This is a genomic window from Pseudomonas sp. Pseusp15 (assembly GCF_059492165.1).
In genome coordinates this window covers 161,119-185,791 of the sequence record NZ_CP168523.1, presented here as the reverse complement: position 1 = coordinate 185,791, position 24,673 = coordinate 161,119, and the positions used below count along the sequence as shown (strand labels likewise).

Sequence of the window (24,673 nt, the reverse complement as noted above, 5' to 3'; positions counted from 1 at the left end):
CGAGGCATTTTCTTGAAAAGCCAACCTGAGCAGGCCGGCCTTTCGGCATCGGAAGCTGGACTTAAGCCAGTTTTTCCTTGATGCGAGCTGCTTTACCGGACAGGTCACGCAGGTAGTACAGCTTGGCCTTACGTACATCACCGCGACGCTTGACAGCCATGCTGTCGATTTGCGGGCTGTAGGTCTGGAAAGTACGCTCTACGCCAACACCGTTGGAGATTTTACGAACGGTGAAAGCACTGTTTACGCCGCGGTTACGCTTGGCGATAACTACGCCTTCGAACGCTTGCAGACGCGAACGATCGCCTTCCTTCACTTTCACCTGAACGACAATGGTGTCGCCCGGGGCAAAGGTAGGGATCTCTTTAGTCATCTGCTCTGCTTCGAGTGCAAGGATGATTTTGTTAGTCATGCTGTGCTCCTAAGGTAAATCGTCGGATCTACCATCGATACGTTGTTAACTATCGTCCCGCTCGCGGATGTATTCCTCGAGCAGCTTCTTCTCTTCTCCAGAAAGCGAGCGGCTTTCCAGAAGATCGGCGCGTCGTTCATAGGTCCGACCAAGGGACTGCTGTAAACGCCAACGCCGGATGTGCGCGTGATTGCCACTTAGCAATACGTCGGGAACACGCTGATCCGCATACACCTCCGGTCGGGTGTAGTGCGGGCAATCCAGCAAACCATCCGTAAAGGAATCTTCCTCAGCGGAGTCCGCATGCCCTAAAGCTCCAGGCAGCAGTCGTGTAACCGCATCGATCAGGACCATCGCCGGCAGCTCGCCGCCAGACAGTACATAGTCGCCAATCGACCACTCTTCATCGACATGAGCATCAATAAAACGCTCGTCAATGCCTTCATAGCGGCCGGCAATCAGGATCAATGCATCCAGATTCGCCAACTCGCGCACCGCCGACTGTGTCAGTTGACGGCCTTGGGGGGACAGGTAAATTACCTTCGCCGCCTCCCCGGCTGCTGCCTTGGCCTGAACCAGAGCATCTTCCAGGGGCTTGATCTTCATCACCATGCCCGGACCACCGCCAAATGGGCGATCATCCACAGTGTGATGTCGATCCGTCGTGTAGTCTCGCGGATTCCAACAGGTAAGCTGCAACAACCCCTGTTTCACCGCCCGACTGGTGATGCCGTACTCGCTGATGGCGGAGAACATCTCGGGAAACAAACTGATCACTTCTACGCGCAGGTTAGCCACGTTTAGAAGTCCGCATCCCATTCCACCTTCATCTCGCCCGCTGCCAGATCGACGGCCAACACGCATTGCTCGGTATACGGCAACAGGCGTTCGCGATCATCCAGGCTGCCAGCGCAAGGCTTGACCACCATTACATCATTGGCGCCGGTTTCCAGAAGATGATCGATTTTCCCGAACAATTGCCCGCGAGTATCGATGACCTTCAGACCTTCCAGCTGGTACCAGTAGTACTCGCCATCGGTCAATTCAGGGAACAGGTTGCGCGGCACGCAGATCTCATAACCAGCCAGAAGACGAGCTTCTTCACGATCATCAAGACCCTTGAGCTTTGCGACCAGGAACTTGTCGTTCCCGCGTCCGCTGACCAGCTCGACCTGTTTTACGTTGCCTTCGCGCCTGAGCGTCCAGGTTTTGTAGTCCAACAGGTTTTTAATCGGATCAGTAAAGGAATACACCTTCACTTCGCCGCGAACGCCGTGAACAGAATAAATCTTGCCGATAACGATCAAATCATCAGCAACAGCTGGCGTCGCGTTCATATTGCTCAGGCCGCAGCCTTAGCAGATTCCTTCAACAACTGAGCAACGCGCTCAGAAGGCTGTGCACCAACGCTCAGCCAGTAGGCTACGCGCTCTTGGTTCACGGACAGACGAACTTCTTGACCACGAGCAACAGGGTTGAAGAAACCAACCTGTTCCTTGTGCGAACCGTCACGCGGGTTGCGGCTGTCGGTTACGGTCAAGTGGTAAAACGGGCGCTTTTTGGAGCCGCCAAGGGCAAGACGGATTGTTAGCATGTGAACATCGTTCCTGTAGTCGGTGCTGCAAATCTAAATGCACAGCGGGCATAGGTGCCCGAAAGGCCGCATATTCTAAGGAATATCCGGACTTTTGCAAATGTCTTTTTCCGGCGCCTATCGGCGTGCCATCCAGATTTGCTATAGAGCCATCGCTGAAGATGGCCAGTCAGCTCCCGCCAAGTGCGGGTTTGCTGGAGATCCCACGTCCGTGTGGGTCGGCGCAGGAGCAAGCTCCTGCGCGAATTCTTTACATCTTGGGCATGCCGCCGCCGGGCAACATACCGCCCATGCCGCGCATCATTTTGGCCATTCCGCCTTTCGCGGAGAATTTCTTCATCATCTTCTGCATCTGCTTGTGCTGCTTGATCAAGCGACCGATGTCCTGCACCTGGGTGCCGGAACCCATGGCGATCCGGCGCTTGCGCGAACCACTGATCAGCTCAGGGTCGCGGCGCTCGGCCGGGGTCATGGAATTGATGATGGCTTCCATCTGCTTGAATTGCTTCTCTGCCGCACCCTGGGCATTGCCCATCTGCGCCAGGTTCACACCACCGATATTCGGCAGTTTGTCCATGAGGCCGCCGAGACCGCCCATGTTCTTCATCTGTTGCAGCTGATCGCGGAAGTCTTCGAGGTCGAAGCCCTTGCCCTTCTTCAGCTTCTTGGCCAGCTTGTCGGCCTTGTCCTTGTCGAGGGTCGCTTCGGCCTGTTCGATCAGGCTGAGCACGTCGCCCATGCCGAGGATGCGCGATGCGATACGCTCAGGGTGGAACGGCTCGAGCGCTTCGCTCTTCTCGCCCATACCGATGAACTTGATCGGCTTGCCGGTAATGGCACGTACCGACAGTGCGGCACCGCCACGGGCATCACCGTCGACCTTGGTCAGGATCACACCGGTCAGCGGCAATGCATCACCGAAGGCCTTGGCCGTGTTGGCGGCGTCCTGGCCGGTCATGGCATCGACCACGAACAGGGTTTCGACCGGATTGATCGCGGCGTGCAGCGCCTTGATCTCGCCCATCATCTCTTCGTCGATGTGCAAACGACCGGCGGTGTCGACGATGACCACGTCGATGAATTTCAGCTTGGCTTCTTTAATAGCCGCTTGAGCGATGTCAACCGGCTTCTGGCTCAGGTCGGACGGGAAGAACGTCACGCCGATGTCGCTGGCCAGGGTTTCCAGCTGCTTGATCGCCGCCGGACGGTAAACGTCCGCGGACACGACCATGACCGACTTCTTCTTGCGCTCCTTAAGGAAGCGCGCCAGTTTGCCGGCGGTGGTGGTTTTACCCGCACCCTGCAAACCGGCCATCAGAACCACGGCCGGTGGAACGGCGCTCAGGTTCAAATCTTCGTTGGCCGCGCCCATCAGGCTTTCGAGTTCGGCCTGGACGATCTTCACGAAGGCCTGGCCCGGCGTCAGGCTGCGCGACACCTCGGTGCCGACAGCGCGTTCCTTGACCGAATTGACGAAGTCTTTGACCACCGGCAAGGCGACGTCGGCTTCGAGCAACGCCATGCGCACTTCACGCAGGGTGTCTTTGATGTTGTCTTCGGTCAGCTTGGCCTTGCCGGTGACATGGCGCAGCGTCTGTGAGAGACGGTCGGTTAAGTTTTCAAACATTGCGCGATCCTTTCAGGCCCTGTGTAGACCGGGATAATGGCGGCCCAGACCGGAATCAACATGTGCTCGGCGAGCCTGCGGCGTGGGCAGGTCGCGGATTATAGCGAAGACTGCGTCTGGCGGACACCTCGCCGTCAGCTTGTATGGTCTTTCGTGCCGTATGGGTTCTATGCCAAACTCAACGCCTTTCGGGCCTGCCTAACAGGATTTATGCTCCCCTTGTCACCCAGCTTGCTTACCACCCTCGCCGCCGCCTGCTTATATGCCGCTGCGACCTTCTATCAAGGCACTCGCCTGGCCACCGGTGCCAAGGCGAACAAACGCCTGCTGGTCACGCTCGGCGTACTGGCCGTGCTGGCCCACAGCGCCAGCCTGATCAGCTATCTGCTGACTCCGGTCGGCCTGGCCCTGGACTTTTTCAGCGCCGCCAGCCTGATTGCCGCAGCGGTCATCGCCCTGACCCTGCTGGCCTGCTCACGGATTCCAGTGGAAAACCTGCTTGTATTGCTGTTCCCGCTGGGCGCCGCAACAGTGTTGCTGGCACAGTTCGCCCCCGCCGGCACGGTGCAGGTCATCGACGAAGAGCCAGGCATTCTCGCCCACATTCTCTTGTCGATCCTCGCTTATGGCATGTTCACCATCGCGGTGTTCCAGGCCTTGCTGCTGCTGGTTCAGGACCATCAGCTCAAGCACAAGCATCCGTCCGGGCTGATCAAGAACTTCCCGCCGCTGCAAACCATGGAAAGCCTGCTGTTCGGTTTCCTCTGGGCCGGCTGGAGCCTGCTGTCGTTGTCGCTGATTTCCGGCTGGCTGTTCGTCGAGAACCTGTTCGCCCAGCACCTGGTGCATAAAACCCTGCTGGCGTGCCTGGCCTGGATCGTGTTCAGCGTGCTGCTCTGGGGGCGCAACCGTCTCGGCTGGCGCGGACACAAAGCCATCCGCTGGACCCTTGCCGGTTTCTGCCTGCTGATGCTGGCGTATTTCGGCAGCAAGCTGGTCCGCGAATACATTCTGCACATCTGACGGGCGGCATTAATGGACGACTTGCCCATAGGACCGATGCTCGCGGTGCTGGCCCTGCTGATTTTATGGTCGGGGCTGTTTACCGCCATCGAAGTTGCGCAACAGCAATTACTGGCCCAGCGCACGGCCTCGCGCTCCAGCGACAAACCCGTGGCCAAGCTGAGCTTCCCGCTCAACAGCCTGATCCTCTGCAACACCTTGTGCCGCGCGCTGGTGGTGGTCATCAGCACCTTGCTGGCGATTTTCACCTGGGCGCAAAACGGCCCCTGGATTGCCTGCCTCGGTGCCGGCGCAGTGTTGCTGGTGTTCGCCGACTACCTGCCACGCGCCCTCGCCGCACGCTATCCGGATGCCGTCCTGGCCTTGGGCAACACACTGCTCGGCATACCGCTGAAAATCGTCTATCCCGCCGCATGGCTACTCAATGGCATCAGCCAACTGCTGATGCGGCCATTCGCCCGCAAAATCAACGTGGTGCAGCAAAGCGAAGACGAGACACCGGCAGATCGGCACGACGATCACGAACGCGCGGCCTATCGCCCACTGTCAGGTATCCACGCACTGGATAACATCACGGTCAACGATATTCTGGTGCCACGCAGCGACGTCGACGGGATCAACCTGGACGACCCCCTCGAAGAAATCATCGAGCAACTGCGCCACAACAGGCGCACCCGCCTGCCGGTATTCCACAGCGACATCAACCAGGTCGAAGCGGTGCTCAACACCCGGCAGATCCGTCATTTGTTGCCGGATTCAAGCCTGACTGTGGAAGCGCTGCTGGCGGCCAGTCACGAACCGTACTTCGTGCCGGAAAGCACACCGTTGCAACTGCAATTGCTGAATTTCCACAAGCAGCAGCGGCGCTTGGGCATGGTGGTCGACGAGTACGGGGAAGTACTGGGTATCGTGACCCTGGAAGATATTCTCGAAGAAATCGTCGGAGAGTTCGAAAGCCAGCACAGCCTGGATAACCCGCACATTCACCCGCAGGCCGATGGCCGACTGGTGATTGATGGCGCAGCGTCCATCCGCGAACTGAACAAGAGCCTCGGCTGGCATTTGCCCAGCGATGGTCCGAAAACCCTCAACGGCTTGGTGACCGAGGCGTTGGAGACGATTCCGGACAGTGCGGTGTGCCTGAAGATCGGACGATACCGGCTGGAGATTCTGGAGACTGAAGAAAATCGCGTCACGCGCGTGCTGATCTGGCATACCAGCTCAGCGCCTGCGTTTATCCGTTAACGGGTTAAAACAACCGCCCCTCTTGTTCGATAGTTAGCCACCTTCCTATAATCGAGCCGGCTTACCCAAGCCTCCCACCGAACCACATGCTTACCCCGCATGCAGCAGGTTCCGGCCAGATCTTCGACACCATCCGTACCACTGCGGCGACTGTTCCTACCTTGAACAGCGACCGATCCTCAACCCACATCCCTGGGTATTCGACCATAATAATTCGCTCCACTGGGGCACATGACTGTCAGGGATAACGACATGACGACCAGCACAACGTTCAGCGACACCGCGCCTGCCCAACCGACGAACTCCGCCACCCGCGTGGCTACCGCGAGTTTCATCGGCACGGCCATCGAGTTCTACGACTTCTACGTCTATGCCACCGCCGCAGCATTGGTGATCGGCCCGGTGTTCTTTCCACAAACCTCCGGCACCGCGCAGATGCTGTCGGCATTCCTCACCTTCGGCATCGCTTTCCTTGCGCGGCCGCTGGGTTCGGCGTTGTTCGGCCATTTTGGTGACCGCATCGGACGCAAATCGACACTGGTTGCGTCCTTGCTGCTGATGGGCGTGTGCACCACGCTGATCGGCGTACTGCCGGGTTACGACAGCATTGGCGCCTGGGCGCCGATCCTGCTTTGCGTGCTGCGCTTCGGCCAAGGCCTGGGACTGGGCGGCGAATGGGGCGGCGCCGCATTGCTGGCCACGGAGAACGCACCCAAAGGCAAGCGCGCCTGGTTCGGCATGTTTCCGCAACTCGGCCCATCGATCGGATTTCTGGCGGCCAACGGCCTGTTCCTGACCCTGGCCATGAGCCTGAACGACGAGCAATTCCGTTCGTGGGGCTGGCGGATTCCGTTCCTGCTCAGTGCCGCGCTGGTGATGGTCGGCTTGTACGTACGCCTCAAGCTCCACGAAACCCCGGTGTTCGCCAACGCCGTGGCTCGCCAGGAGCGGGTGAAGATTCCGCTGGTCGAGCTGTTCAGCCAATACTGGGCACCGATGCTGCTGGGCGCCGGGTCGATGGTGGTGTGCTATGCACTGTTTTACATCTCGACAGTGTTTTCGCTGAGTTACGGTGTGTCGACGCTTGGCTACACCCGGGAAACCTTTCTCGCCCTGCTGTGTTTCGCGGTGCTGTTCATGGCGGCCGCAACACCGCTGTCGGCCTGGGCCAGCGACCGTTTCGGGCGTAAGCCGGTGCTGATCATCGGCGGCGTGCTGGCGATTCTGTCCGGATTCTTGATGGAACCGCTGCTGACCCATGGCTCGACCTGGGGCGTGGCGTTGTTCCTGTGCATAGAACTGTTTCTGATGGGCGTGACGTTTGCGCCGATGGGCGCGCTGCTGCCGGAGCTGTTTCCGACCCACGTGCGCTATACCGGCGCATCGGCGGCTTACAACCTGGGCGGTATTGTCGGTGCCTCGGCGGCACCGTTCTTTGCGCAGAAACTGGTGGCGATGGGTGGCTTGAGTTATGTCGGCGGGTATGTGTCGGGGGCGGCAGTACTAAGCTTAGTCGCAGTGCTGTGCCTGAAGGAGACACGCAATAACGATTTGAATCGGGTTGCCTGAAGCCAAAAGCTTCGCGGGCAAGCCTCGCTCCTACGGGTCATTTGTCGAACGCACTTGCGTCTTGACGTGATCCCTGTAGGAGCGAGGCTTGCCCGCGAATGCCGCGCCTCGGTTTACAGCTCGACTACAACAGCCTGAGCAGCACGGGTCGCTTTTGCACGAGCAGCTTCGATAGACTCGTCGCGAGCCAACGCAACCCCCATCCGCCGCTGGCCATTGACTTCAGGCTTGCCGAACAGACGCAACGCAGTATCCGGCTCGCTCAACGCTGCACCCAGGTTGGCGAAAGCGGTCTGAGTCGACTGCCCTTCCACCAGAATCACCGCCGACGCCGATGGGCCGAACTGACGGATCAGTGGAATCGGCAGGCCCAGGATCGCCCGTGCGTGCAGTGCGAACTGCGACAGGTCCTGGGAAATCAGGGTCACCAGACCGGTGTCATGCGGGCGCGGCGAGACTTCGCTGAACCACACCTGATCACCCTTGATGAACAACTCGACGCCAAACAGGCCACGACCGCCCAAGGCTTCGGTGACCGCTTTGGCGACGCGCTCGGATTCGGCCAAAGCAACCGGGCTCATGGCTTGTGGCTGCCAGGATTCCTGGTAGTCGCCCTTCTCCTGACGGTGACCGACAGGCGCACAGAACGTAGTGCCGCCGACGTGACGCACAGTCAGCAGAGTGATTTCGTAGTCGAAGTCGATGAAGCCTTCGATGATCACGCGACCTTTACCGGCGCGGCCGCCTTCTTGAGCGTAATCCCAGGCTTTCTGCACGTCATCGACGCTGCGCAGCAGGCTCTGGCCCTTGCCCGAGGAACTCATGACCGGTTTGACCACGCACGGGAAGCCCAGGTCTTCGACTGCCTTGCGGTAGTCCTCGAAGGTGTCGGCGAAGTGGTACGGCGATGTCGGCAGGTCCAGCTCTTCAGCGGCCAGGCGACGGATGCCTTCGCGGTTCATGGTCAACTGTGCGGCGCGGGCAGTCGGGATCACGGTGAAGCCTTCGGACTCCAGCTCCACCAGGGTCGCGGTGGCGATGGCTTCGATTTCCGGCACGATGAAGTGCGGTTTCTCGGCTTCGATCACCGCACGCAGGGCGGCACCGTCGAGCATATTGATCACATGGCTGCGATGGGCGACTTGCATGGCCGGCGCATTGGCGTAGCGATCCACGGCAATCACTTCAACGCCCAGGCGTTGCAGCTCGATCACCACTTCCTTGCCCAACTCACCACAGCCACACATCAATACGCGGGTCGCGGTTGGCGACAATGGAGTTCCGATACGGGTCATCTCAGGTCCTCAAAGGAGCGGATCATCGAGGGAAGCGCGCTTCCCATGGGGAGAAAGCGCGGCATTTTACATGAACCTGAGGGTTTGGCTTCAGCTGACGACAGCCTGTTTGCGCAGGCGCCATGCCATGGCCAACCAGACCACGGTGACGCCCGCGAACTTCGAACCCAGCGCAGTGAAGATCACGCCCGGTGTGAGCGCATCGATCATGCCGAAGAAGATGAAGGTGTCCAGCGGGATGCTCAGGGCCGAACTTATCCACAGGCGATCGTGCAACGGGCGCTTGGTGAGGCTGAACACCAGCCAGTCGATGCACTCGGACACGGCGAACGCCGTGGCACTGGCGAGAGCAATTGAGGGATCGGAGGTAACGTAAGACAGCCCCAGCGCCACCAGCATCGCCGCGATCGCGCCATGGCCGAAGCGGGTTTGCACCATGTCGCGCAGCACGAACACCAGGCCACCCCAGGCCGACCAGATGATGTCCAGGTGCGGGGCGGTGGAAAAGGCGTAATTGATCAGCACGACGCTGCTGATGTAGGCGATCAGGAAGAGCATGGACGGGAGATACCTGTCAATTTTGTGCACAGGGTACTTCATCTTCAGCGCACAGATAACCTGTGGCGAGGGGGCTTGCCCCCTTTCGGCTGCGCAGCAGTCGTGAAATCAGCAAACGCCGTACGCCTGAAAGAATGAAGTCGCAGGTTTAGCGCCGCTTCGCAACGCAACGGGGGCAAGCCCCCTCGCCACAAAAGCCGCGCTACCACAAAAAATCAGGAATCGGATTTGGAAGGCAACATCCAGATCAGCCCACTCGACTTCGCCCGCTCATGACACAACCCCAGCACCTTGCGCCGCTCCTCGTTGTCCATCCGGCTCCAGCGGGTGATCTCTTCCACCGTGCGTTGACACCCGGTGCAAATGTCATCCTCATCCAGCGCACAAATGTTCACGCACGGCGACGGGACCGGTCGCTCACGTTCAGGTGTGCTCATTGTTCCTGCTCGACCAGATCGCGGGCATAACGCTGCGAGTTGTGCACATAGTGCGCGGCGCTGGCTTCGAGCATCTTCTTCTGCGGCTCGGTCAGTTCGCGTACCACCTTGCCCGGCGAGCCCATGACCAGCGAGCCGTCCGGAATTTCCTTGCCTTCACCGATCAGCGAGTTGGCGCCGATGATGCAGTTCTTGCCGATTTTCGCGCCGTTGAGGATCACTGCGTTGATGCCGATCAGACTGTAATCGCCCACCGTGCAGCCGTGGAGCATGGCATTGTGACCGATGGTCACGCCGGTACCGATGGTCAGTGGATAGCCCATGTCGGTGTGCATCACGGTGCCGTCCTGCACGTTGCTGTTCTTGCCGATCAGGATCAATTCGTTGTCGCCACGCAACACGGCGTTGAACCAGACGTTGGCGCCCTCTTCCAGTTTGACCTTGCCCACCAGCACGGCATTGGGTGCGACCCAGCTCTGCGGGTGGGTCTCGACGCGGGCGTCGCCCAGGCGGTATTTCATCTTGTTGTCCTCACGACCAGGCTGGCTCACTAGCGAAAAGCAGGATTCACGCCATACGAGCGATGGCTTCAGGTGTTGATAAAACTCTTGGGCGGTTGATGCAGGCTGATTTTCGCGTCATAGAGCAGGTTGATCAACTCGACGATCATGATCGCCGTCAACCCCCAGATCTTGTACTCGCCATAACGATAGCTCGGCACATACCAACTGTGGCCCTGATAGTCGATGCGGTGGGTGTGCTCGCGCGGGTCCTTGCGGAAGAATTCCAGAGGCACGCTGAACACTGCGGCGATCTCGGCATCGTTGGCCAGGTATTCGACGAAATCCGGAATCACGCCGACATAGGGCGTGACCTTGATGCCGTGCAGGGAGATCAGCGGGCTCAGTGGGCCGATCACTTCGACCAGCCCCGGCGGCAGGCCGATTTCTTCTTCGGCCTCGCGCAGAGCGGTAAAGATCAGATCAGGGTCTTCAGGGTCGCGTCGACCGCCGGGAAAAGCGACTTCACCGCCATGGGTCGAGAGCCCGCTGGCGCGAAGGGTCAGGACCAGTTCAGGTTCGTCACTGCGCGTGATGGGCACCAATACCGCGGCTTCGGGGAAACGTCGGTCGGTTTCCAGCGTACGCGGTGTGTGATTGCTTACCCGGTGCAGTAGCTCGTCCAGCATGAGTCTTCTCGATCTGTGCCTTACCCTGCATCATGCACCAATCGCACCGGCCGCCCAACCCCCGAAAAGCCTCATGTCGCGAAACGACAACTTGCCGACCGACACCGCTGCACGCCAAGATAGGCGCAGCATTCAGGAACCCAAGCATGAAATATTGCAGTCAATGCGGCAACCCGGTAACCCAGCGCATTCCCGAAGGCGATTCGCGCCTGCGTTTTGTCTGCGACAGCTGTCATACCATTCATTACCAGAACCCCAATATCGTCGCCGGTTGCGTGCCGACCTGGGGTTCGAAGATATTGCTGTGCCGTCGCGCCATCGAGCCACGGCTCGGTTATTGGACCCTGCCCGCCGGTTTCATGGAAAATGGTGAGACCATCGAACAGGCCGCCATTCGCGAGACCGCCGAAGAAGCTTGCGCCCGGGTACGCAACCTGAGCATCTATACGCTGATCGATGTGCCGCACATCAGTCAGGTGCATGTGTTCTTTCGCGCCGAGCTTGTGGATCTGGATTTTCGCGCAGGCCCCGAGAGCCTGGAAGTGCAGCTGTTCGAAGAGGCCGATATTCCTTGGGGCGAACTGGCTTTCCGCACGGTGGGCCGTACATTAGAATGCTTCTTCGCTGACCGGCGGGCCGAGGTCTACCCCGTGCGGTCCGAATCGATCCCGCCACTCGCTCAGCCTGCCATCATCTAAGCACTTGTTAGTAAAAAACCATCTATAAATAAAATAGTCGCGACACCTCTTAGGGATATCGTTTCAATGCGCTGGTTGCTTGCCCTGTTTTGCTTATCGTTCGTCGCAGTCTCCCAGGCTTCCGTCGCGGCCGCCCCGGACGGCAAAGTCATCGAAAAAGTTCTGGTCCTCAAATCTGCCCATCAGTTGCAGTTGATCAACGACGGCAAGCCGTTCAAGACCTATCGCATTTCATTGGGCAAACGCCCCACTGGCCCAAAACTGATGGAAGGTGATAAACGCACCCCCGAAGGCCTTTACTGGCTGGACTGGCGCAAGACCAGCGACCGTTTCAACCTGGCGATGCACATCTCCTACCCCAACATCAGCGACTCCGCCCGCGCCCGACGCGAAGGCGTCGAGCCTGGCGGCATGATCATGATCCACGGTACCCCGGACACCGAAGACAATCCGGAAGACTTGTTCCACACGCTGGACTGGACCGATGGCTGCATCGCCATGCGCAACATGGACATGCGCGAAGTCTGGGGTCTGGTACCGGACGGCACGATGATCGAAATCCGCCCGTAACTTCCCCCCATAATGATCACTCCCACGCAGAGCGTGGGAATGATCAAGTGTGTTCTGGCTGCTACCTTCGGTCGGCTTCGAAAAAATAGATCAGAAGATCACGGATCAGGTCAGAGGTTAAATCCCGAGCAATAAAAAACCCGCTGAAGAATCAGCGGGTTTCTCATTGCAGCGGCCAGAGAATCAAAAATCCTCTAACCGCCATACCTCGTAAGCCGGCGTCTCATAGGGATGGCTCTCTTTCAGAGCCACCACCACCGCCCGGATCAACTCATCGCTGACCACAAGCTCAACCTTCCATTCCTCAACCTGCTCGACCTGCCCAGCCTCGCCAATGAACGGCTGACTGCCCTCCAGCGGACGAAACTGACCCAAGCCAAACACCTGCCACGCACAGTGGTCATAAGCCCCGATCCGCCCGCCACCGGCGGCGAATACAGCGCTTTTGACCACTTCAACATGACTGGCCGGAACAAAAAAGCAAAGCTTGTACACGGCAATCAGCTCCCCGCTCTTAGTTCACCCAGACGCGAGCGTTACGGAACATACGCATCCAAGGTGCGTCTTCGTTCCAGTCTTCCGAACGCCACGAGTTCTGCACCGCGCGGAACACACGCTCCGGGTGCGGCATCATGATGGTCACGCGACCGTCGCGACTGGTCAAACCGGTGATCCCGCGCGGCGAGCCGTTCGGGTTGGCCGGGTATTTCTCGGTGACCTTACCGTGGTTGTCGACGAAACGCATCGCCACGCAACCCGACAGATCGGCTTGCAGCAACGCTTCTTCGCTGGCGAATTCGGCATGGCCTTCACCGTGGGCGATGGCGATCGGCATGCGCGAACCGGCCATGCCCTGCAGGAAGATCGAGTTCGACTCCTGGATCTGAACCATGGCCACGCGGGCTTCGAACTGCTCGGAACGGTTACGCACGAAGTGCGGCCAGAACTCGCTGCCCGGGATCAGTTCGTGCAGGTTGGACATCATCTGGCAACCGTTGCACACGCCGAGGGTGAAGCTGTCGGTACGTTCGAAGAAGCCCTGGAAGGCATCGCGAGCGCGACTGTTGAACAGCGCGGACTTGGCCCAGCCTTCGCCGGCACCCAGTACGTCGCCGTAGGAGAAACCGCCGCAAGCGACCATGCCCTTGAAGTCGTTCAGGTCGACACGGCCAGCCAGGATGTCGCTCATGTGCACGTCGATCGCGTTGAAACCGGCACGGTCGAACGCGGCCGCCATTTCCACCTGACCGTTGACGCCCTGCTCACGCAGCACGGCAACCTGTGGGCGAATGCCTTTCTTGATGTAAGGCGCGGCGACGTCCTGGTTGACGTCATAGCTGAGCTTGACGCTCAGGCCCGGGTTGTCTTCTTCCAGCAGCACGTCGAACTCTTGTTCGGCGCAGTCGGCGTTATCACGCAGACGCTGGATCTGGTAGCTGGTTTCAGCCCACTGACGTTGCAGCAGACGACGCTGACCTTCGAATACGGTATCGCCGTTAAACGTGATGCTGATCTCGCCGTTGTTCATCGGCTGACCGATCACCGATACGCAGTCGCCCAGGCCAGCAGCGCTGAACTGCGCGAGGATATCCGCGGTGGCGTCCTGGCGAACCTGAATCACGGCGCCCAGTTCTTCGTTGAACAGGATCGCGGCGATATCGGCGGAAGTCTCTGCCAGACCGTCGAGGTTCAGGCTCAGACCGCAGTGGCCGGCAAACGCCATTTCCACCACGCTGGTCAGCAGACCACCGTCGGAACGGTCGTGGTAAGCCAGCAGGTGACCGTCGGCGTTGAGGCCCTGGATCACCGCGAAGAAGGCTTTCAGGTCTTCGGCGTCATCGACGTCCGGGGCTTGTTTGCCGAGCTTGCCGTGAACCTGCGCGAGGATCGAGGCACCCATGCGGTTCTGGCCGCGACCGAGGTCGATCAGGATCAGGTCGGTGGTGCCCTTGTCCATGCGCAGTTGCGGAGTCAGGGTCTGACGGATGTCAGCCACTGGCGCGAAACCGGTCACGATCAGCGACATCGGCGAAGTGACCGCCTTATCGACACCTTCGTCGTTCCAGCGAGTGGCCATGGACATGGAGTCCTTGCCCACCGGAATGGTGATGCCCAGCTCAGGGCACAGTTCCATGCCGACCGCTTTCACGGTGTCATACAGACGTGCGTCTTCACCTGGGTGACCGGCAGCGGACATCCAGTTCGCCGACAGTTTGATGTCGGAGATCTTGGCGATGCGCGAGGCGGCGATGTTGGTCAGGGTTTCGCCGATGGCCATGCGGCCCGACGCCGGAGCGTCCAGCAGGGCCAGCGGAGTGCGCTCGCCCATGGCCATGGCTTCACCGGTATAAACGTCGAAGCTGGTGGCGGTAACGGCAACGTCGGCCACCGGAACCTGCCACGGGCCAACCATCTGGTCACGGGCCACGAGGCCGGTGATGGTGCGGTCGCCGATGGTGATCAGGAAGCTCTTGCTGGCCACGGCCGGGTGATGCAGGACGCGCTCGACGCAGTTGGCGATGTCGAGGGTCGACGGATCGAAATCGTCGCCCAGCTCGTTTTCACGAACCACCGAACGGTGCATGCGCGGGGCTTTGCCCAGCAGCACTTCGAGCGGCATGTCCACCGGGCTGTTGCCGAAGTGGCTGTCGGTCACGGTCAGTTGCGGCTCGGCAGTGGCTTCGCCGACTACCGCGAATGGGCAACGCTCACGCTCGCAGATCGCCTTGAAGCGTTCGAAGTCCGCCGGGCCGACTGCCAGAACGTAGCGTTCCTGGGATTCGTTACTCCAGATTTCGTGCGGGGCCATGCCCGGCTCGTCGTTTGGAATGTTGCGCAGTTCGAAACGGCCACCACGGTCGCCATCGTTGACCAGTTCCGGGAAGGCGTTGGACAGACCGCCCGCGCCGACGTCGTGGATGAAGCTGATCGGGTTTTTGTCGCCCAGTTGCCAGCAACGGTCGATGACTTCCTGGCAACGACGCTCCATCTCGGGGTTTTCACGTTGTACGGAAGCGAAGTCCAGGTCCGCCGAGCTGGTGCCGGTGGCCATGGAGGAAGCCGCGCCGCCACCCAGACCGATCAGCATCGCCGGGCCGCCAAGTACGATCAGCTTGGAGCCAACGACGATTTCGCCTTTCTTGACGTGTTCTTCACGGATGTTGCCCATGCCGCCAGCCAGCATGATCGGCTTGTGGTAACCGCGAACTTCGTCACCATGAGGGGTGGTGATCGACTGTTCGAAGGTACGGAAGTAACCCGTCAGCGCCGGACGGCCGAATTCATTGTTGAATGCAGCGCCGCCCAACGGGCCTTCGATCATGATGTCCAGCGCGGTAACGATGCGCTCGGGCTTGCCGTATGGCACTTCCCACGGCTGTTCGAAGCCCGGGATCTGCAGGTTCGACACGGTGAAACCGGTCAGGCCAGCCTTTGGCTTGGCACCGCGACCGGTGGCGCCTTCGTCGCGAATCTCGCCGCCGCTACCGGTGGATGCGCCCGGGAACGGGGCAATCGCGGTTGGGTGGTTGTGCGTTTCGACTTTCATCAGGATGTGCACCGGTTCCTGCACCGCGCCGTACTGGCGGGTTTCAGGGTCCGGGAAGAAACGACCGGCCACGGAGCCGACGATCACCGATGCGTTGTCTTTATAAGCCGACAGAACACCTTCGCTGTGCATCTGATAGGTGTTCTTGATCATGCCGAACAGGCTTTTTTCCTGGCTCTGACCGTCGATGTCCCAACTGGCGTTGAAGATCTTGTGACGGCAGTGCTCGGAGTTCGCCTGGGCGAACATCATCAGTTCGATGTCGTGCGGGTTGCGCTTCAAACCAAGGAAGGCGTTGACCAGGTAGTCGATTTCGTCTTCGGCCAGGGCCAGGCCCAGCTCGGTGTTGGCTTTTTCCAGCGCGGCGCGGCCGCCACCCAGCACGTCGATCGCGGTCAGGGGCTTGGGTTCGGCGTGGCTGAACAGGCCGGAGGCTTGTTCGAGGTTGCCCAGCACAATCTGGGTCATGCGGTCGTGCAGCGCGTCTGCAATCAGCTGCGCTTCGGCGTCGCTGAACTGGCCGGCGACATAGAACGCGATGCCGCGCTCCAGGCGCTGGATCTTGGTCAGGCCGCAGTTGCGAGCGATATCGCTGGCTTTACTGGACCACGGCGAAATGGTGCCGAAACGCGGCAATACCAGGAACAGACGACCAGTGGGCTCTTGTACCGGAACGCTAGGGCCGTACTTCAGAAGGCGCGCGAGCACCTGCTGTTCGTCGCCGGTCAGGACGCCGGTAACTTCGGCGAAGTGAGCGAATTCAGCATACAAGCCGCTGACAGCTGGAACCTTCTGGCTCAGTTGCTCAAGGAGTTTGCTGTGGCGAAAGGCAGAAAGGGCAGGAGCGCCGCGCAGGATCAACATCTTCGGGACAGCCTCGGGAAGGGGTGTGCTTTGAGGCCGTGCATTCTAGCCTAAACCGCCCGCGACATCACCCGAAACGGTGCACGCGGTTGCACCCGAACGTCGGGCCGGGTATTCGGGCCCTGAACAGGTGCGCGCCGGGGGTTATTTTTTCTGTCACAAAATGCTGTTCGGGCCCATTCCTGTGGGCTCCAAGCGGGTTTTTGAAGCCCTAGCAGACAAGCCCTTCTCTGTCGAGATATGGCGCTCGTGGTCCTTTGCGTATACTGCGCAGATGTTTTTCCCAACGGCTTTGCGTCCGCGGTACGCCAAATGGCTGATCGCAACCGGACTCTTCCTGATGCTCAGTGGCTGTGTTGATAAACCCAACACGCTGGAGCGCGTAAAGGAGGATGGCGTGCTGCGGGTGGTTACCCGGAACAGCCCCGCCACCTACTTTCAGGATCGCAATGGTGAAACCGGCTTCGAATACGAGCTGGTGAAGCGCTTCGCCGACGATCTGGGGGTCGAACTCAAGATCGAAACCGCCGACAATCTCGACGACCTGTTCAATCAGGTGGGCAAGCCAAATGGCCCGGTGCTGGCCGCTGCCGGCCTGGTCAGCAGCGAGGACCGCAAAAAGCAGGTGCGGTTTTCCCATTCCTACCTCGAAGTCACCCCGCAGATCATCTATCGCAACGGCCAGTCGCGGCCGACCGACGCAGGCGATCTGGTCGGCAAGAAGATCATCGTGCTCAAGGGCAGCACCCACGCCGAGCAATTGGCAGAGCTGAAAAAGAAATATCCCGGCATTGAATACGAAGAGTCCGACGCGGTTGAAGTCGTCGACCTGCTGCGCATGGTCGACGAAGGTCAGATCGACCTGACCCTGGTCGACTCCAACGAAGTGGCGATGAACCAGGTCTACTTCCCCAACGTGCGGGTCGCCTTCGACCTCGGTGATGCCAGCAACCAGAGCTGGGCCGTGGCCGCCGGCGATGACAACAGCCTGCTCAACGAAATCAACACCTACCTCGACAAAGTAAAGCAAAACGGCACCCTGCAACGCCTCAAAGACCGCTACTACGGGCATGTCGACGTACTCGGCTATATGGGCGCCACCACCTTCGCCCAGCACTTGCAGCAACGACTGCCCAAATACGAACAGCACTTCAAGGCGTCCGCCAAGAAAGAAAAAGTCGACTGGCGCCTGCTGGCGGCGATCGGTTATCAGGAATCGCTGTGGCAAGCGGCGGTCACGTCCAAGACCGGCGTGCGCGGATTGATGATGCTGACCCAGAACACGGCGCAAGCCATGGGCGTTTCCAATCGCCTAGACCCCAAGCAGAGCATCATGGGCGGCGCGAAATACCTGGTCTACATGAAGGATCAACTGGACGAGTCGATCCAGGAGCCGGATCGTACGTGGTTCGCGCTGGCCGCCTACAACGTGGGCAGCGGTCACTTGGATGACGCGCGAAAACTGGCGGCCAAGGAAGGGTTGAATCCGGACAAATGGCTGGACGTGAAGAAAATACTGCCCCGCCTTTCGCAGAAGCAGTGGTACAGCAAGACTCGTTATGGCTACGCCCGTGGCGGCGAACCGGTGCATTTCGTGGCGAACATCCGTCGCTACTACGACATCCTGACGTGGGTCACGCAGCCGCAGCTCGAAGGCACCCAGGTCGCCGAGGGCAACCTGCATGTGCCGGGGGTCGACAAGACCAAGCCGAGCCAGGAAACCCCACCGCTTTAAATTATTGTTGTCTCCGATGACGCCTTCGCGGGCAAGCCTCGCTCCTACAGGTTTGCGTCGAACACACAATTGCGTATCGACACGAAACTGTAGGAGCGAGGCTTGCCCGCGAAGGCAGCACCGCCGATCTCAACCCTTTAGTGCAGCAGCCAGAATCAGCGCCTTCATCTCCGACACTGCCGACTTGAACCCGACGAACAACGCATGGGCCACCAGCGCATGGCCGATGTTCAGTTCGTTGATGCCCTTGATTGCCGCAACAGCCTCGACGTTGTGATAGTGCAAACCATGGCCGGCGTTGACGATCAGGCCTTGGGCCAGACCGAATGCCACGCCATCGGCCACACGCTTGAGCTCTTCAGCAACTTCGGTTGGCGTCTCGGCGTCCGCGTAACGCCCGGTGTGCAATTCAATGGCCGGCGCGCCGACACGACGGGACGCCTCAATCTGCCGCTCGTCAGCGTCGATGAACAGCGACACTTCGCAGCCAATCTTCGCCAGGCGATCCACCGCCGCCTTGATCCGCGCTTCCTGCCCCGCTACGTCCAGACCGCCTTCAGTGGTCAGTTCCTGACGGGTTTCCGGCACCAGGCAAACGTGCGCCGGGCGGATACGCTCGGCGAACGCCATCATTTCTTCGGTGACGCCCATTTCGAAATTCATGCGGGTTTGCAGCACGTCCTTGAGCAGCAGGACATCGCGCTCCTGAATGTGCCGGCGGTCTTCACGCAGGTGCACGGTGATGCCGTCAGCGCCCGCCTCTTCCGCGTCCAGCGCTGCCTTGACCGGATCCGGGTAACGAGTACCCCGGGCCTGACGCAGGGTGGCAACGTGGTCGATGTTCACGCCAAGAAGAATGCGATTGCTGGTGGTCACGGAAGCGCTCCTGAAGAAGGGGGAAGTTCGGTGCACAGCATACGGGGAGACTACGGCTTTCGAAACAACTCACGACTAACCAATGGACGTCCACCCAAGTGAACGGCCAACGCCTGACGCATCAAGCGCTTGGCGGCGGACAGCGCACCGGGCGCGGACCAGTCGGCATCGGCCATGGCCAGCAGTTCGGTACCGTTGAACAGGCCTGGTTGCAACAAGTAAACCCGCTCAAGACCCGCATCCACCTGCAAGCGGTAGAGACCGTCCGGCGCAATGGGGTCGCCATGGATGTCGGTATTCAGCGCGAAGCCATAACCGAGATCATCGAGCAGTCGCCATTCGAAGGAGCGCAGCAATGGTTCCAGTGGTCGACCTTCGGCCAGGGCAAGCAAGGTCGCGGCGTAGTGATCGAAAACCGCGGGATGAGGATCTTCGGCGGGCAGCAAGCGGATCAGCAATTCGTTGAGGTAGAGACCACTGAACAGCGCTTCGCCATTGAGCCAGGTGGAAACGCCGGCGCTTTCCATGCGGCCGACATTCTTCAGTTCGCCCCGGCCACGGAACTCGACTTCCAGCGGCACGAACGGCCGCGCCAACGTCCCGGCCTTGCCCCGCGCACTGCGCAACACCGCCCGCAGCCGACCTTGCGGCGTGAGGAAATCCACCAGCGCACTGCTTTCGCGGTAGGCGCGGGAATGGAGCACGTAGGCGGGTTGGCCGATGGGCGGGCTGGATGACATCAGTTTCCGAATCTCTGGAGATCCACTGTGGCGAGGGAACTTGCTCCCTCGCCACAAAAGCTCGCTCTTGCAATTGAATCGATGTGCTGCTGGACGATTTACAGGTCGCCGTAACCCAGCGAACGCAAGGCGCGCTCGTCGTCAGACCAGCCACCTTTCACCTTGACCCACAGATTGAGCATGATCTTGGAGTCGAACAGCAGCTCCATGTCCTTGCGCGCTTCGGTGCCGATGCGCTTGATGCGCTCGCCCTTGTCGCCAATGATGATTTTCTTCTGACCGTCACGTTCAACGAGGATCAAAGCGTGAATGTGCAGGGTTTTGCCCTGCTGCTTGAACTCTTCGATTTCCACGGTGATCTGGTACGGCAGCTCGGCGCCCATCTGACGCATGATTTTTTCGCGTACCAGTTCAGCCGCAAGGAAGCGGCTGCTGCGGTCGGTGATCTGATCTTCCGGGAAGAAGTGATCGTTTTCCGGCAGGTGCTCGGCGATCACTCGCTCCAGCGTGTCAAGGTTGTGCCCGTGCTGGGCAGAGATCGGCATGATCTGCGCGTTCGGCAGCTGTTCCTGCAACCAGGTCAGGTGCGGCATCAGCTCGGATTTGTCTTCGATGCGGTCGGTCTTGTTCAGCGCCACAATCAGCGGACCGGTCACGTACTGAACGCGCTCGAGGACCATCTGGTCTTCGTCGGTCCACTTGGTACGGTCAACCACGAAGATCACCACGTCGACGTCTTTCAACGCCGCCGAAGCGGTCTTGTTCATGTAACGGTTCAGGGCCTTTTCGCCGCCCTTGTGCATACCCGGGGTGTCGACGTAGATCGCCTGAACGTCGCCCTCGGTCTTGATGCCGAGCATGTTGTGGCGGGTGGTCTGCGGCTTGCGTGAGGTGATCGCCAGTTTCTGACCCAGAATGTGGTTCAGCAGCGTGGACTTGCCCACGTTGGGACGACCGACGATGGCAACATAGCCACAGCGAGTTGCGGTTGAATCAGTCATTGCCATTCTCCACACCCAGGGCAATCAGTGCTGCGGCGGCCGCTACCTGTTCGGCAATACGACGACTCACACCCTGACCTCGGCTTTTTTCATTCAGTAAGATGATTTCACATTCGACGAAGAACGTCCGGCAATGCGGCTCACCCTGGATATCCACCACTTCGTAACGCGGCAGCTCACAACCACGGGACTGCAGGAATTCCTGCAGGCGGGTTTTCGGATCTTTGTTGGTGTCGACCAGCGTCAGGCCTTCGAACTCTCCGGCCAGCCAGGCCAGCACGCGTTCGCGCGCCACCTCCATGCCGGCGTCCAGGTAGATCGCACCGATCAGCGCTTCGAGGGCATCGGCCAGAATCGACTCGCGACGGAAACCGCCGCTTTTCAATTCGCCGGAGCCCAGGCGCAGGTATTCACCCAGGTCGAAACCACGAGCCAGTACGGCCAGGGTCTCACCTTTCACCAGGCGTGCGCGCAAACGCGACAACTGGCCTTCACGGGCCAGCGGGAAGCGATCGAACAACGCCTCGCCGGCGACGAAATTGAGGATGGCATCGCCGAGGAATTCCAGGCGTTCGTTGTTGCGCCCGGCAAAACTGCGGTGAGTCAGGGCCAGGACCATCAGTTCCTGATCCTTGAAGGTGTAACCGAGCTGACGCTCGAGACGGCTTAAGGAGACGCTCACGGTTTACCCACGCTGAGTTCGTGGTTGGATTCCACCGCCAGGGCCTTGATGCGGCGCAGGCTTGGGACAATTAACGCTGTGTTCAAAAATAACGTCCTGAATATCGTTGTTTTCATGCTCCTGTCGCCGATTGTGCCGACTCCAGAAATGCATTCGGCGCTGTGTTCAACAGCGCCGTGTGTGATTACTTGATCAGACCAACCCGCGAGAAATTCGGCAGGTGACCGAGTTTGGGTTCCGGCCAGCTCATCCAGACTGCGAAGGCCTTGCCGACGATATTCTTGTCGGGAACCATGCCCAGCAGATCCTTGGGAATGCTCGGATCATCCCAGTAGCGACTGTCGTTCGAGTTGTCGCGGTTGTCGCCCATCATGAAGTAGTGCCCGGCCGGCACGGTCCACGAATGGTCCGGCGTTGCGCGGTAGCGGCTCATTTCCTTGCGGATCAGGTGCTCGGCGGCGCCAAGTTTTTCCTTGTAGAGCTCAGCGCTACCCAACGTGCCCGGCTCGGAGCCGACCAGTTGTTCGGCAATCGACTCACCATTGACGAACAGGCGCTTGTCGGCGGTGTAGCGAATCTGATCGCCCGGCAGGCCCACTACACGCTTGATGTAGTTGACGTTCGGGTCGCTCGGGTAGCGGAACACCATCACATCGCCGCGCTGCGGATCACCGACTTCGATGACTTTCTTGTCGATCACCGGCAAGCGGATCCCGTAAGAAAACTTGTTCACCAGAATGAAGTCACCGACATCCAGGGTTGGCTTCATCGAGCCGGAAGGAATCTGGAACGGTTCCACCAGGAACGAACGCAGCACCAGCACGATGAACAACACCGGGAAGAACGACTTGCCGTATTCGACCAGCAGCGGCTCTTTGTTCAGTTTCTCGATCACTACCATGTCAGCCTGGCTGACGCTCCCCTGATAGGAGTTGATGGCAGCCCGGCGCCGTGGCGCCAGGAACAGCAGATCGAGCAACGCCAACAGGCCGCAGACGAACACGGCGATGACCAGCAACAGCGGGAAATTTAGTGACATAGGACCTAACTATCCAACCTGAGCACGGCAAGGAAGGCTTCTTGTGGAATTTCCACGTTACCGACCTGCTTCATGCGTTTTTTACCGGCCTTTTGCTTTTCCAGCAGCTTTTTCTTACGGCTGACGTCACCACCGTAGCATTTGGCCAATACGTTCTTTCTGAGTGCCTTGACGGTTGTACGCGCCACAATCTGACCGCCAATGGCGGCCTGGATTGCCACGTCGAACATCTGCCGCGGAATCAGGTCTTTCATCTTCTCGGTCAACTGGCGACCTTTGTAGTGCGAGTTGTCACGGTGCACGATCAGCGCCAGAGCGTCGACCTTGTCGCCGTTGATCAGCACGTCCAGTTTCACCAGGCTGGCCGATTGGTAACGATCGAAATGGTAGTCCAGAGAAGCATAGCCGCGACTGGTGGATTTCAAACGATCAAAGAAGTCCAGCACCACTTCGTTCATCGGCAGGTCGTAGGTCACTTGTACCTGGGAGCCGAGGAACAGCATATCGACCTGTACGCCACGTTTTTCGATACACAGGGTAATGACGTTACCCAAGTGCTCTTGCGGCACAAGAATATTGGCGCGCACGATTGGCTCGCGCATGTCTTCGATGGCAGACAGGTCTGGCAGCTTGGACGGGTTATCGACGTAGATCGTCTCGCCGGTCTTGAGCAGCAGCTCGAAGATTACCGTCGGCGCCGTGGTAATCAGGTCCAGGTTGTATTCGCGCTCCAGGCGCTCCTGGATGATTTCCATGTGCAGCATGCCGAGGAAGCCGCAACGGAAGCCGAAACCCAGTGCGTCTGAGCTTTCCGGTGTGTATTGCAGCGACGAATCGTTGAGGGTGAGCTTTTGCAGCGCCTCGCGGAAGTCTTCGAAGTCGTCGGAGCTGACCGGGAACAGGCCGGCGTACACCTGCGGCTGAATGCGTTTGAAGCCTGGCAGCACATCGACGTCCGGCGTCGAGCTCAAGGTCAGGGTATCGCCCACTGGCGCACCGTGAATGTCCTTGATGCTGGCGATGATGAAGCCTACTTCACCGGCCTTCAGGTCGACGGTAGGGGTGTGCTTCGGGTTGAATACACCGACGCTGTCCACCAGGTGGATCTTGCCGGTGGACTTGACCAGAATCTTGTCGCCCTTCTTCACCCGACCGTGGCGCACACGAACCAGGGAAACAACGCCAAGGTAGTTGTCGAACCAGGAGTCGATGATCAACGCTTGCAACGGATCTTCGATGTTGCCGGTCGGCGCGGGAATGGTGTGAACCAGACGCTCGAGCACTTCATCGACGCCCAGGCCGGTCTTGGCACTGCACTCGACCGCGTCGGTGGCATCGATGCCGATGATTTTTTCGATTTCTTCCTTGACGCGCTCCGGATCGGCCTGTGGCAGGTCGATCTTGTTCAGCACCGGCATGACTTCCAGGCCCTGTTCGATCGCCGTGTAGCAGTTGGCAACCGACTGCGCCTCGACGCCCTGACCGGCATCGACCACCAGCAACGCACCTTCACAAGCCGCCAGCGACCGGCTGACTTCATAGGTGAAGTCGACGTGGCCCGGGGTATCAATGAAGTTCAGCTGGTAGTTAATGCCATCGCGGGCTTTGTAATACAGGGTGACGCTGTGGGCCTTGATGGTGATCCCGCGTTCACGTTCCAGGTCCATGGAATCCAGCACCTGGGCTTCCATTTCGCGCTCGGCAAGGCCGCCGCACATCTGGATGAAGCGATCGGCCAGCGTCGACTTGCCATGGTCAATGTGGGCGATGATGGAGAAATTGCGGATATGACTCAAATCACTCACGGATCAACACTCAAAAAGGCTGCAGGCATAGCCCGCCGAAAAATAGCCGGGAATTGTACCTGATCCACGGCGCAAGCGTCACGTTTGCAGGTCAGACGGCGCCTACAAAAACGCCCCAGTCTTGCGACAGGGGCGTTTTTGGCGACTTTTGTAGGAGCCGGCTTGCT

General features: G+C 59.5%; 24 protein-coding genes. 6 read left to right on the top strand and 18 right to left on the bottom strand.

Going from position 1 to position 24,673, the window contains the following annotated elements; genetic code table 11:
• Nucleotides 1-61: 61 nt before the first annotated feature.
• The 5 genes from rplS to ffh all read right to left on the bottom strand — a co-directional run bounded on the left by rplS (nt 62) and on the right by ffh (nt 3,633).
• Nucleotides 62-412, bottom strand: a complete 351-nt coding sequence (rplS, locus tag ACEN8R_RS00870; protein ID WP_003175895.1) for a 50S ribosomal protein L19 — start codon at nt 410-412, stop codon at nt 62-64.
• 45 nt (nt 413-457) lie between these two features.
• On the bottom strand, nt 458-1,231 hold the full coding sequence (gene trmD, locus ACEN8R_RS00865) for a tRNA (guanosine(37)-N1)-methyltransferase TrmD (RefSeq protein WP_172901170.1): 774 nt from the start codon (nt 1,229-1,231) through the stop codon (nt 458-460).
• Nucleotides 1,213-1,749, bottom strand: coding sequence for a ribosome maturation factor RimM (gene rimM / locus ACEN8R_RS00860; protein ID WP_018927072.1), 537 nt, complete (start codon nt 1,747-1,749; stop codon nt 1,213-1,215). Before rimM ends, trmD begins: the two co-directional genes overlap by 19 nt.
• Before the next feature lie 5 nt (nt 1,750-1,754).
• Nucleotides 1,755-2,006: a 30S ribosomal protein S16 gene (rpsP, locus tag ACEN8R_RS00855; RefSeq protein WP_003198088.1), complete on the bottom strand. Its 252-nt coding sequence runs from the start codon at nt 2,004-2,006 to the stop codon at nt 1,755-1,757.
• 250 nt (nt 2,007-2,256) lie between these two features.
• A complete protein-coding gene (ffh, locus tag ACEN8R_RS00850) occupies nt 2,257-3,633 on the bottom strand; it encodes a signal recognition particle protein (protein ID WP_018927073.1) in 1,377 nt (458 codons plus the stop codon).
• 210 nt (nt 3,634-3,843) lie between these two features.
• On the opposite strand from ffh, the gene ACEN8R_RS00845 reads away from it, so the two are divergent.
• The 3 genes from ACEN8R_RS00845 to ACEN8R_RS00835 all read left to right on the top strand — a co-directional run bounded on the left by ACEN8R_RS00845 (nt 3,844) and on the right by ACEN8R_RS00835 (nt 7,470).
• The gene (locus ACEN8R_RS00845) at nt 3,844-4,656 is read left to right on the top strand and encodes a cytochrome C assembly family protein (RefSeq protein WP_018927074.1); all 813 of its coding nucleotides are present in this window, start codon (nt 3,844-3,846) and stop codon (nt 4,654-4,656) included.
• A 12-nt stretch (nt 4,657-4,668) separates the two neighbouring features.
• A complete protein-coding gene (locus tag ACEN8R_RS00840) occupies nt 4,669-5,901 on the top strand; it encodes a transporter associated domain-containing protein (protein WP_026286495.1) in 1,233 nt (410 codons plus the stop codon).
• Nucleotides 5,902-6,153: 252 nt separating this feature from the next.
• Nucleotides 6,154-7,470 carry an MFS transporter gene (locus tag ACEN8R_RS00835; RefSeq protein WP_018927077.1) on the top strand — a complete coding sequence of 439 codons (1,317 nt, stop codon included), beginning with the start codon at nt 6,154-6,156 and terminating at the stop codon, nt 7,468-7,470.
• A gap of 113 nt (nt 7,471-7,583) precedes the next feature.
• On the opposite strand, the gene purT is transcribed toward ACEN8R_RS00835, so the two are convergent.
• From purT to ACEN8R_RS00810, 5 genes are all read right to left on the bottom strand, one after another.
• Nucleotides 7,584-8,765, bottom strand: coding sequence for a formate-dependent phosphoribosylglycinamide formyltransferase (purT, locus tag ACEN8R_RS00830; protein WP_018927078.1), 1,182 nt, complete (start codon nt 8,763-8,765; stop codon nt 7,584-7,586).
• Between the two features lie 90 nt (nt 8,766-8,855).
• Nucleotides 8,856-9,323, bottom strand: coding sequence for a VUT family protein (locus ACEN8R_RS00825; RefSeq protein ID WP_018927079.1), 468 nt, complete (start codon nt 9,321-9,323; stop codon nt 8,856-8,858).
• Nucleotides 9,324-9,538: 215 nt separating this feature from the next.
• Nucleotides 9,539-9,760 carry a DUF1289 domain-containing protein gene (locus ACEN8R_RS00820; protein ID WP_018927080.1) on the bottom strand — a complete coding sequence of 74 codons (222 nt, stop codon included), beginning with the start codon at nt 9,758-9,760 and terminating at the stop codon, nt 9,539-9,541.
• Nucleotides 9,757-10,281, bottom strand: a complete 525-nt coding sequence (locus ACEN8R_RS00815; RefSeq protein WP_007936184.1) for a gamma carbonic anhydrase family protein — start codon at nt 10,279-10,281, stop codon at nt 9,757-9,759. Before ACEN8R_RS00815 ends, ACEN8R_RS00820 begins: the two co-directional genes overlap by 4 nt.
• Before the next feature lie 68 nt (nt 10,282-10,349).
• A complete protein-coding gene (locus ACEN8R_RS00810; protein ID WP_018927081.1) occupies nt 10,350-10,949 on the bottom strand; it encodes a CoA pyrophosphatase in 600 nt (199 codons plus the stop codon).
• Nucleotides 10,950-11,095: 146 nt separating this feature from the next.
• Between ACEN8R_RS00810 and ACEN8R_RS00805 the strand changes: the two genes are divergently transcribed.
• Nucleotides 11,096-11,647, top strand: coding sequence for an NUDIX hydrolase (locus tag ACEN8R_RS00805; RefSeq protein WP_495624533.1), 552 nt, complete (start codon nt 11,096-11,098; stop codon nt 11,645-11,647).
• 66 nt (nt 11,648-11,713) lie between these two features.
• Entirely contained in the window at nt 11,714-12,217 is a 504-nt protein-coding gene (locus tag ACEN8R_RS00800) for a L,D-transpeptidase family protein (protein ID WP_495624532.1), read from the top strand.
• Nucleotides 12,218-12,400: 183 nt separating this feature from the next.
• Here ACEN8R_RS00800 and ACEN8R_RS00795 read toward each other — a convergent pair whose 3' ends face one another.
• Entirely contained in the window at nt 12,401-12,712 is a 312-nt protein-coding gene (locus ACEN8R_RS00795; RefSeq protein WP_018927084.1) for a YqfO family protein, read from the bottom strand.
• A gap of 19 nt (nt 12,713-12,731) precedes the next feature.
• Nucleotides 12,732-16,628, bottom strand: coding sequence for a phosphoribosylformylglycinamidine synthase (gene purL / locus ACEN8R_RS00790; RefSeq protein WP_018927085.1), 3,897 nt, complete (start codon nt 16,626-16,628; stop codon nt 12,732-12,734).
• Nucleotides 16,629-16,902: 274 nt separating this feature from the next.
• Here purL and mltF point away from each other — a divergent pair, with 274 nt between their 5' ends.
• Nucleotides 16,903-18,363: a membrane-bound lytic murein transglycosylase MltF gene (gene mltF, locus ACEN8R_RS00785; protein ID WP_018927086.1), complete on the top strand. Its 1,461-nt coding sequence runs from the start codon at nt 16,903-16,905 to the stop codon at nt 18,361-18,363.
• Between the two features lie 129 nt (nt 18,364-18,492).
• Here mltF and pdxJ read toward each other — a convergent pair whose 3' ends face one another.
• The 6 genes from pdxJ to lepA all read right to left on the bottom strand — a co-directional run bounded on the left by pdxJ (nt 18,493) and on the right by lepA (nt 24,506).
• Nucleotides 18,493-19,239, bottom strand: a complete 747-nt coding sequence (gene pdxJ, locus ACEN8R_RS00780) for a pyridoxine 5'-phosphate synthase (RefSeq protein WP_007936221.1) — start codon at nt 19,237-19,239, stop codon at nt 18,493-18,495.
• A 50-nt stretch (nt 19,240-19,289) separates the two neighbouring features.
• Nucleotides 19,290-19,979 carry a DNA repair protein RecO gene (recO, locus tag ACEN8R_RS00775; RefSeq protein WP_018927087.1) on the bottom strand — a complete coding sequence of 230 codons (690 nt, stop codon included), beginning with the start codon at nt 19,977-19,979 and terminating at the stop codon, nt 19,290-19,292.
• Between the two features lie 98 nt (nt 19,980-20,077).
• Nucleotides 20,078-20,980 carry a GTPase Era gene (gene era, locus ACEN8R_RS00770; protein ID WP_018927088.1) on the bottom strand — a complete coding sequence of 301 codons (903 nt, stop codon included), beginning with the start codon at nt 20,978-20,980 and terminating at the stop codon, nt 20,078-20,080.
• Nucleotides 20,973-21,662, bottom strand: coding sequence for a ribonuclease III (rnc, locus tag ACEN8R_RS00765; protein WP_018927089.1), 690 nt, complete (start codon nt 21,660-21,662; stop codon nt 20,973-20,975). Before rnc ends, era begins: the two co-directional genes overlap by 8 nt.
• 184 nt (nt 21,663-21,846) lie before the next feature.
• On the bottom strand, nt 21,847-22,701 hold the full coding sequence (gene lepB, locus ACEN8R_RS00760; protein ID WP_018927091.1) for a signal peptidase I: 855 nt from the start codon (nt 22,699-22,701) through the stop codon (nt 21,847-21,849).
• Nucleotides 22,702-22,706: 5 nt separating this feature from the next.
• Nucleotides 22,707-24,506: a translation elongation factor 4 gene (gene lepA, locus ACEN8R_RS00755; RefSeq protein WP_018927092.1), complete on the bottom strand. Its 1,800-nt coding sequence runs from the start codon at nt 24,504-24,506 to the stop codon at nt 22,707-22,709.
• Between the last annotated feature and the right edge of the window lie 167 nt (nt 24,507-24,673).

What these genes read in the sequence shown, in the direction of transcription:
- ACEN8R_RS00840 (WP_026286495.1), top strand. Translation starts at nt 4,669, where the DNA reads ATGGACGACTTGCCCATAGGACCGATGCTCGCGGTGCTGGCCCTGCTG.
- purT (WP_018927078.1), bottom strand. Translation starts at nt 8,765, where the DNA reads ATGACCCGTATCGGAACTCCATTGTCGCCAACCGCGACCCGCGTATTG.
- rplS (WP_003175895.1), bottom strand. Translation starts at nt 412, where the DNA reads ATGACTAACAAAATCATCCTTGCACTCGAAGCAGAGCAGATGACTAAA.
- recO (WP_018927087.1), bottom strand. Translation starts at nt 19,979, where the DNA reads ATGTCATCCAGCCCGCCCATCGGCCAACCCGCCTACGTGCTCCATTCC.
- ACEN8R_RS00835 (WP_018927077.1), top strand. Translation starts at nt 6,154, where the DNA reads ATGACGACCAGCACAACGTTCAGCGACACCGCGCCTGCCCAACCGACG.
- ACEN8R_RS00825 (WP_018927079.1), bottom strand. Translation starts at nt 9,323, where the DNA reads ATGCTCTTCCTGATCGCCTACATCAGCAGCGTCGTGCTGATCAATTAC.
- ACEN8R_RS00810 (WP_018927081.1), bottom strand. Translation starts at nt 10,949, where the DNA reads ATGCTGGACGAGCTACTGCACCGGGTAAGCAATCACACACCGCGTACG.
- rimM (WP_018927072.1), bottom strand. Translation starts at nt 1,749, where the DNA reads ATGAACGCGACGCCAGCTGTTGCTGATGATTTGATCGTTATCGGCAAG.
- trmD (WP_172901170.1), bottom strand. Translation starts at nt 1,231, where the DNA reads ATGGGATGCGGACTTCTAAACGTGGCTAACCTGCGCGTAGAAGTGATC.
- lepB (WP_018927091.1), bottom strand. Translation starts at nt 22,701, where the DNA reads ATGTCACTAAATTTCCCGCTGTTGCTGGTCATCGCCGTGTTCGTCTGC.
- ffh (WP_018927073.1), bottom strand. Translation starts at nt 3,633, where the DNA reads ATGTTTGAAAACTTAACCGACCGTCTCTCACAGACGCTGCGCCATGTC.
- ACEN8R_RS00820 (WP_018927080.1), bottom strand. Translation starts at nt 9,760, where the DNA reads ATGAGCACACCTGAACGTGAGCGACCGGTCCCGTCGCCGTGCGTGAAC.
- ACEN8R_RS00805 (WP_495624533.1), top strand. Translation starts at nt 11,096, where the DNA reads ATGAAATATTGCAGTCAATGCGGCAACCCGGTAACCCAGCGCATTCCC.
- rpsP (WP_003198088.1), bottom strand. Translation starts at nt 2,006, where the DNA reads ATGCTAACAATCCGTCTTGCCCTTGGCGGCTCCAAAAAGCGCCCGTTT.
- mltF (WP_018927086.1), top strand. Translation starts at nt 16,903, where the DNA reads ATGTTTTTCCCAACGGCTTTGCGTCCGCGGTACGCCAAATGGCTGATC.
- purL (WP_018927085.1), bottom strand. Translation starts at nt 16,628, where the DNA reads ATGTTGATCCTGCGCGGCGCTCCTGCCCTTTCTGCCTTTCGCCACAGC.
- ACEN8R_RS00800 (WP_495624532.1), top strand. Translation starts at nt 11,714, where the DNA reads ATGCGCTGGTTGCTTGCCCTGTTTTGCTTATCGTTCGTCGCAGTCTCC.
- ACEN8R_RS00845 (WP_018927074.1), top strand. Translation starts at nt 3,844, where the DNA reads ATGCTCCCCTTGTCACCCAGCTTGCTTACCACCCTCGCCGCCGCCTGC.
- ACEN8R_RS00815 (WP_007936184.1), bottom strand. Translation starts at nt 10,281, where the DNA reads ATGAAATACCGCCTGGGCGACGCCCGCGTCGAGACCCACCCGCAGAGC.
- era (WP_018927088.1), bottom strand. Translation starts at nt 20,980, where the DNA reads ATGACTGATTCAACCGCAACTCGCTGTGGCTATGTTGCCATCGTCGGT.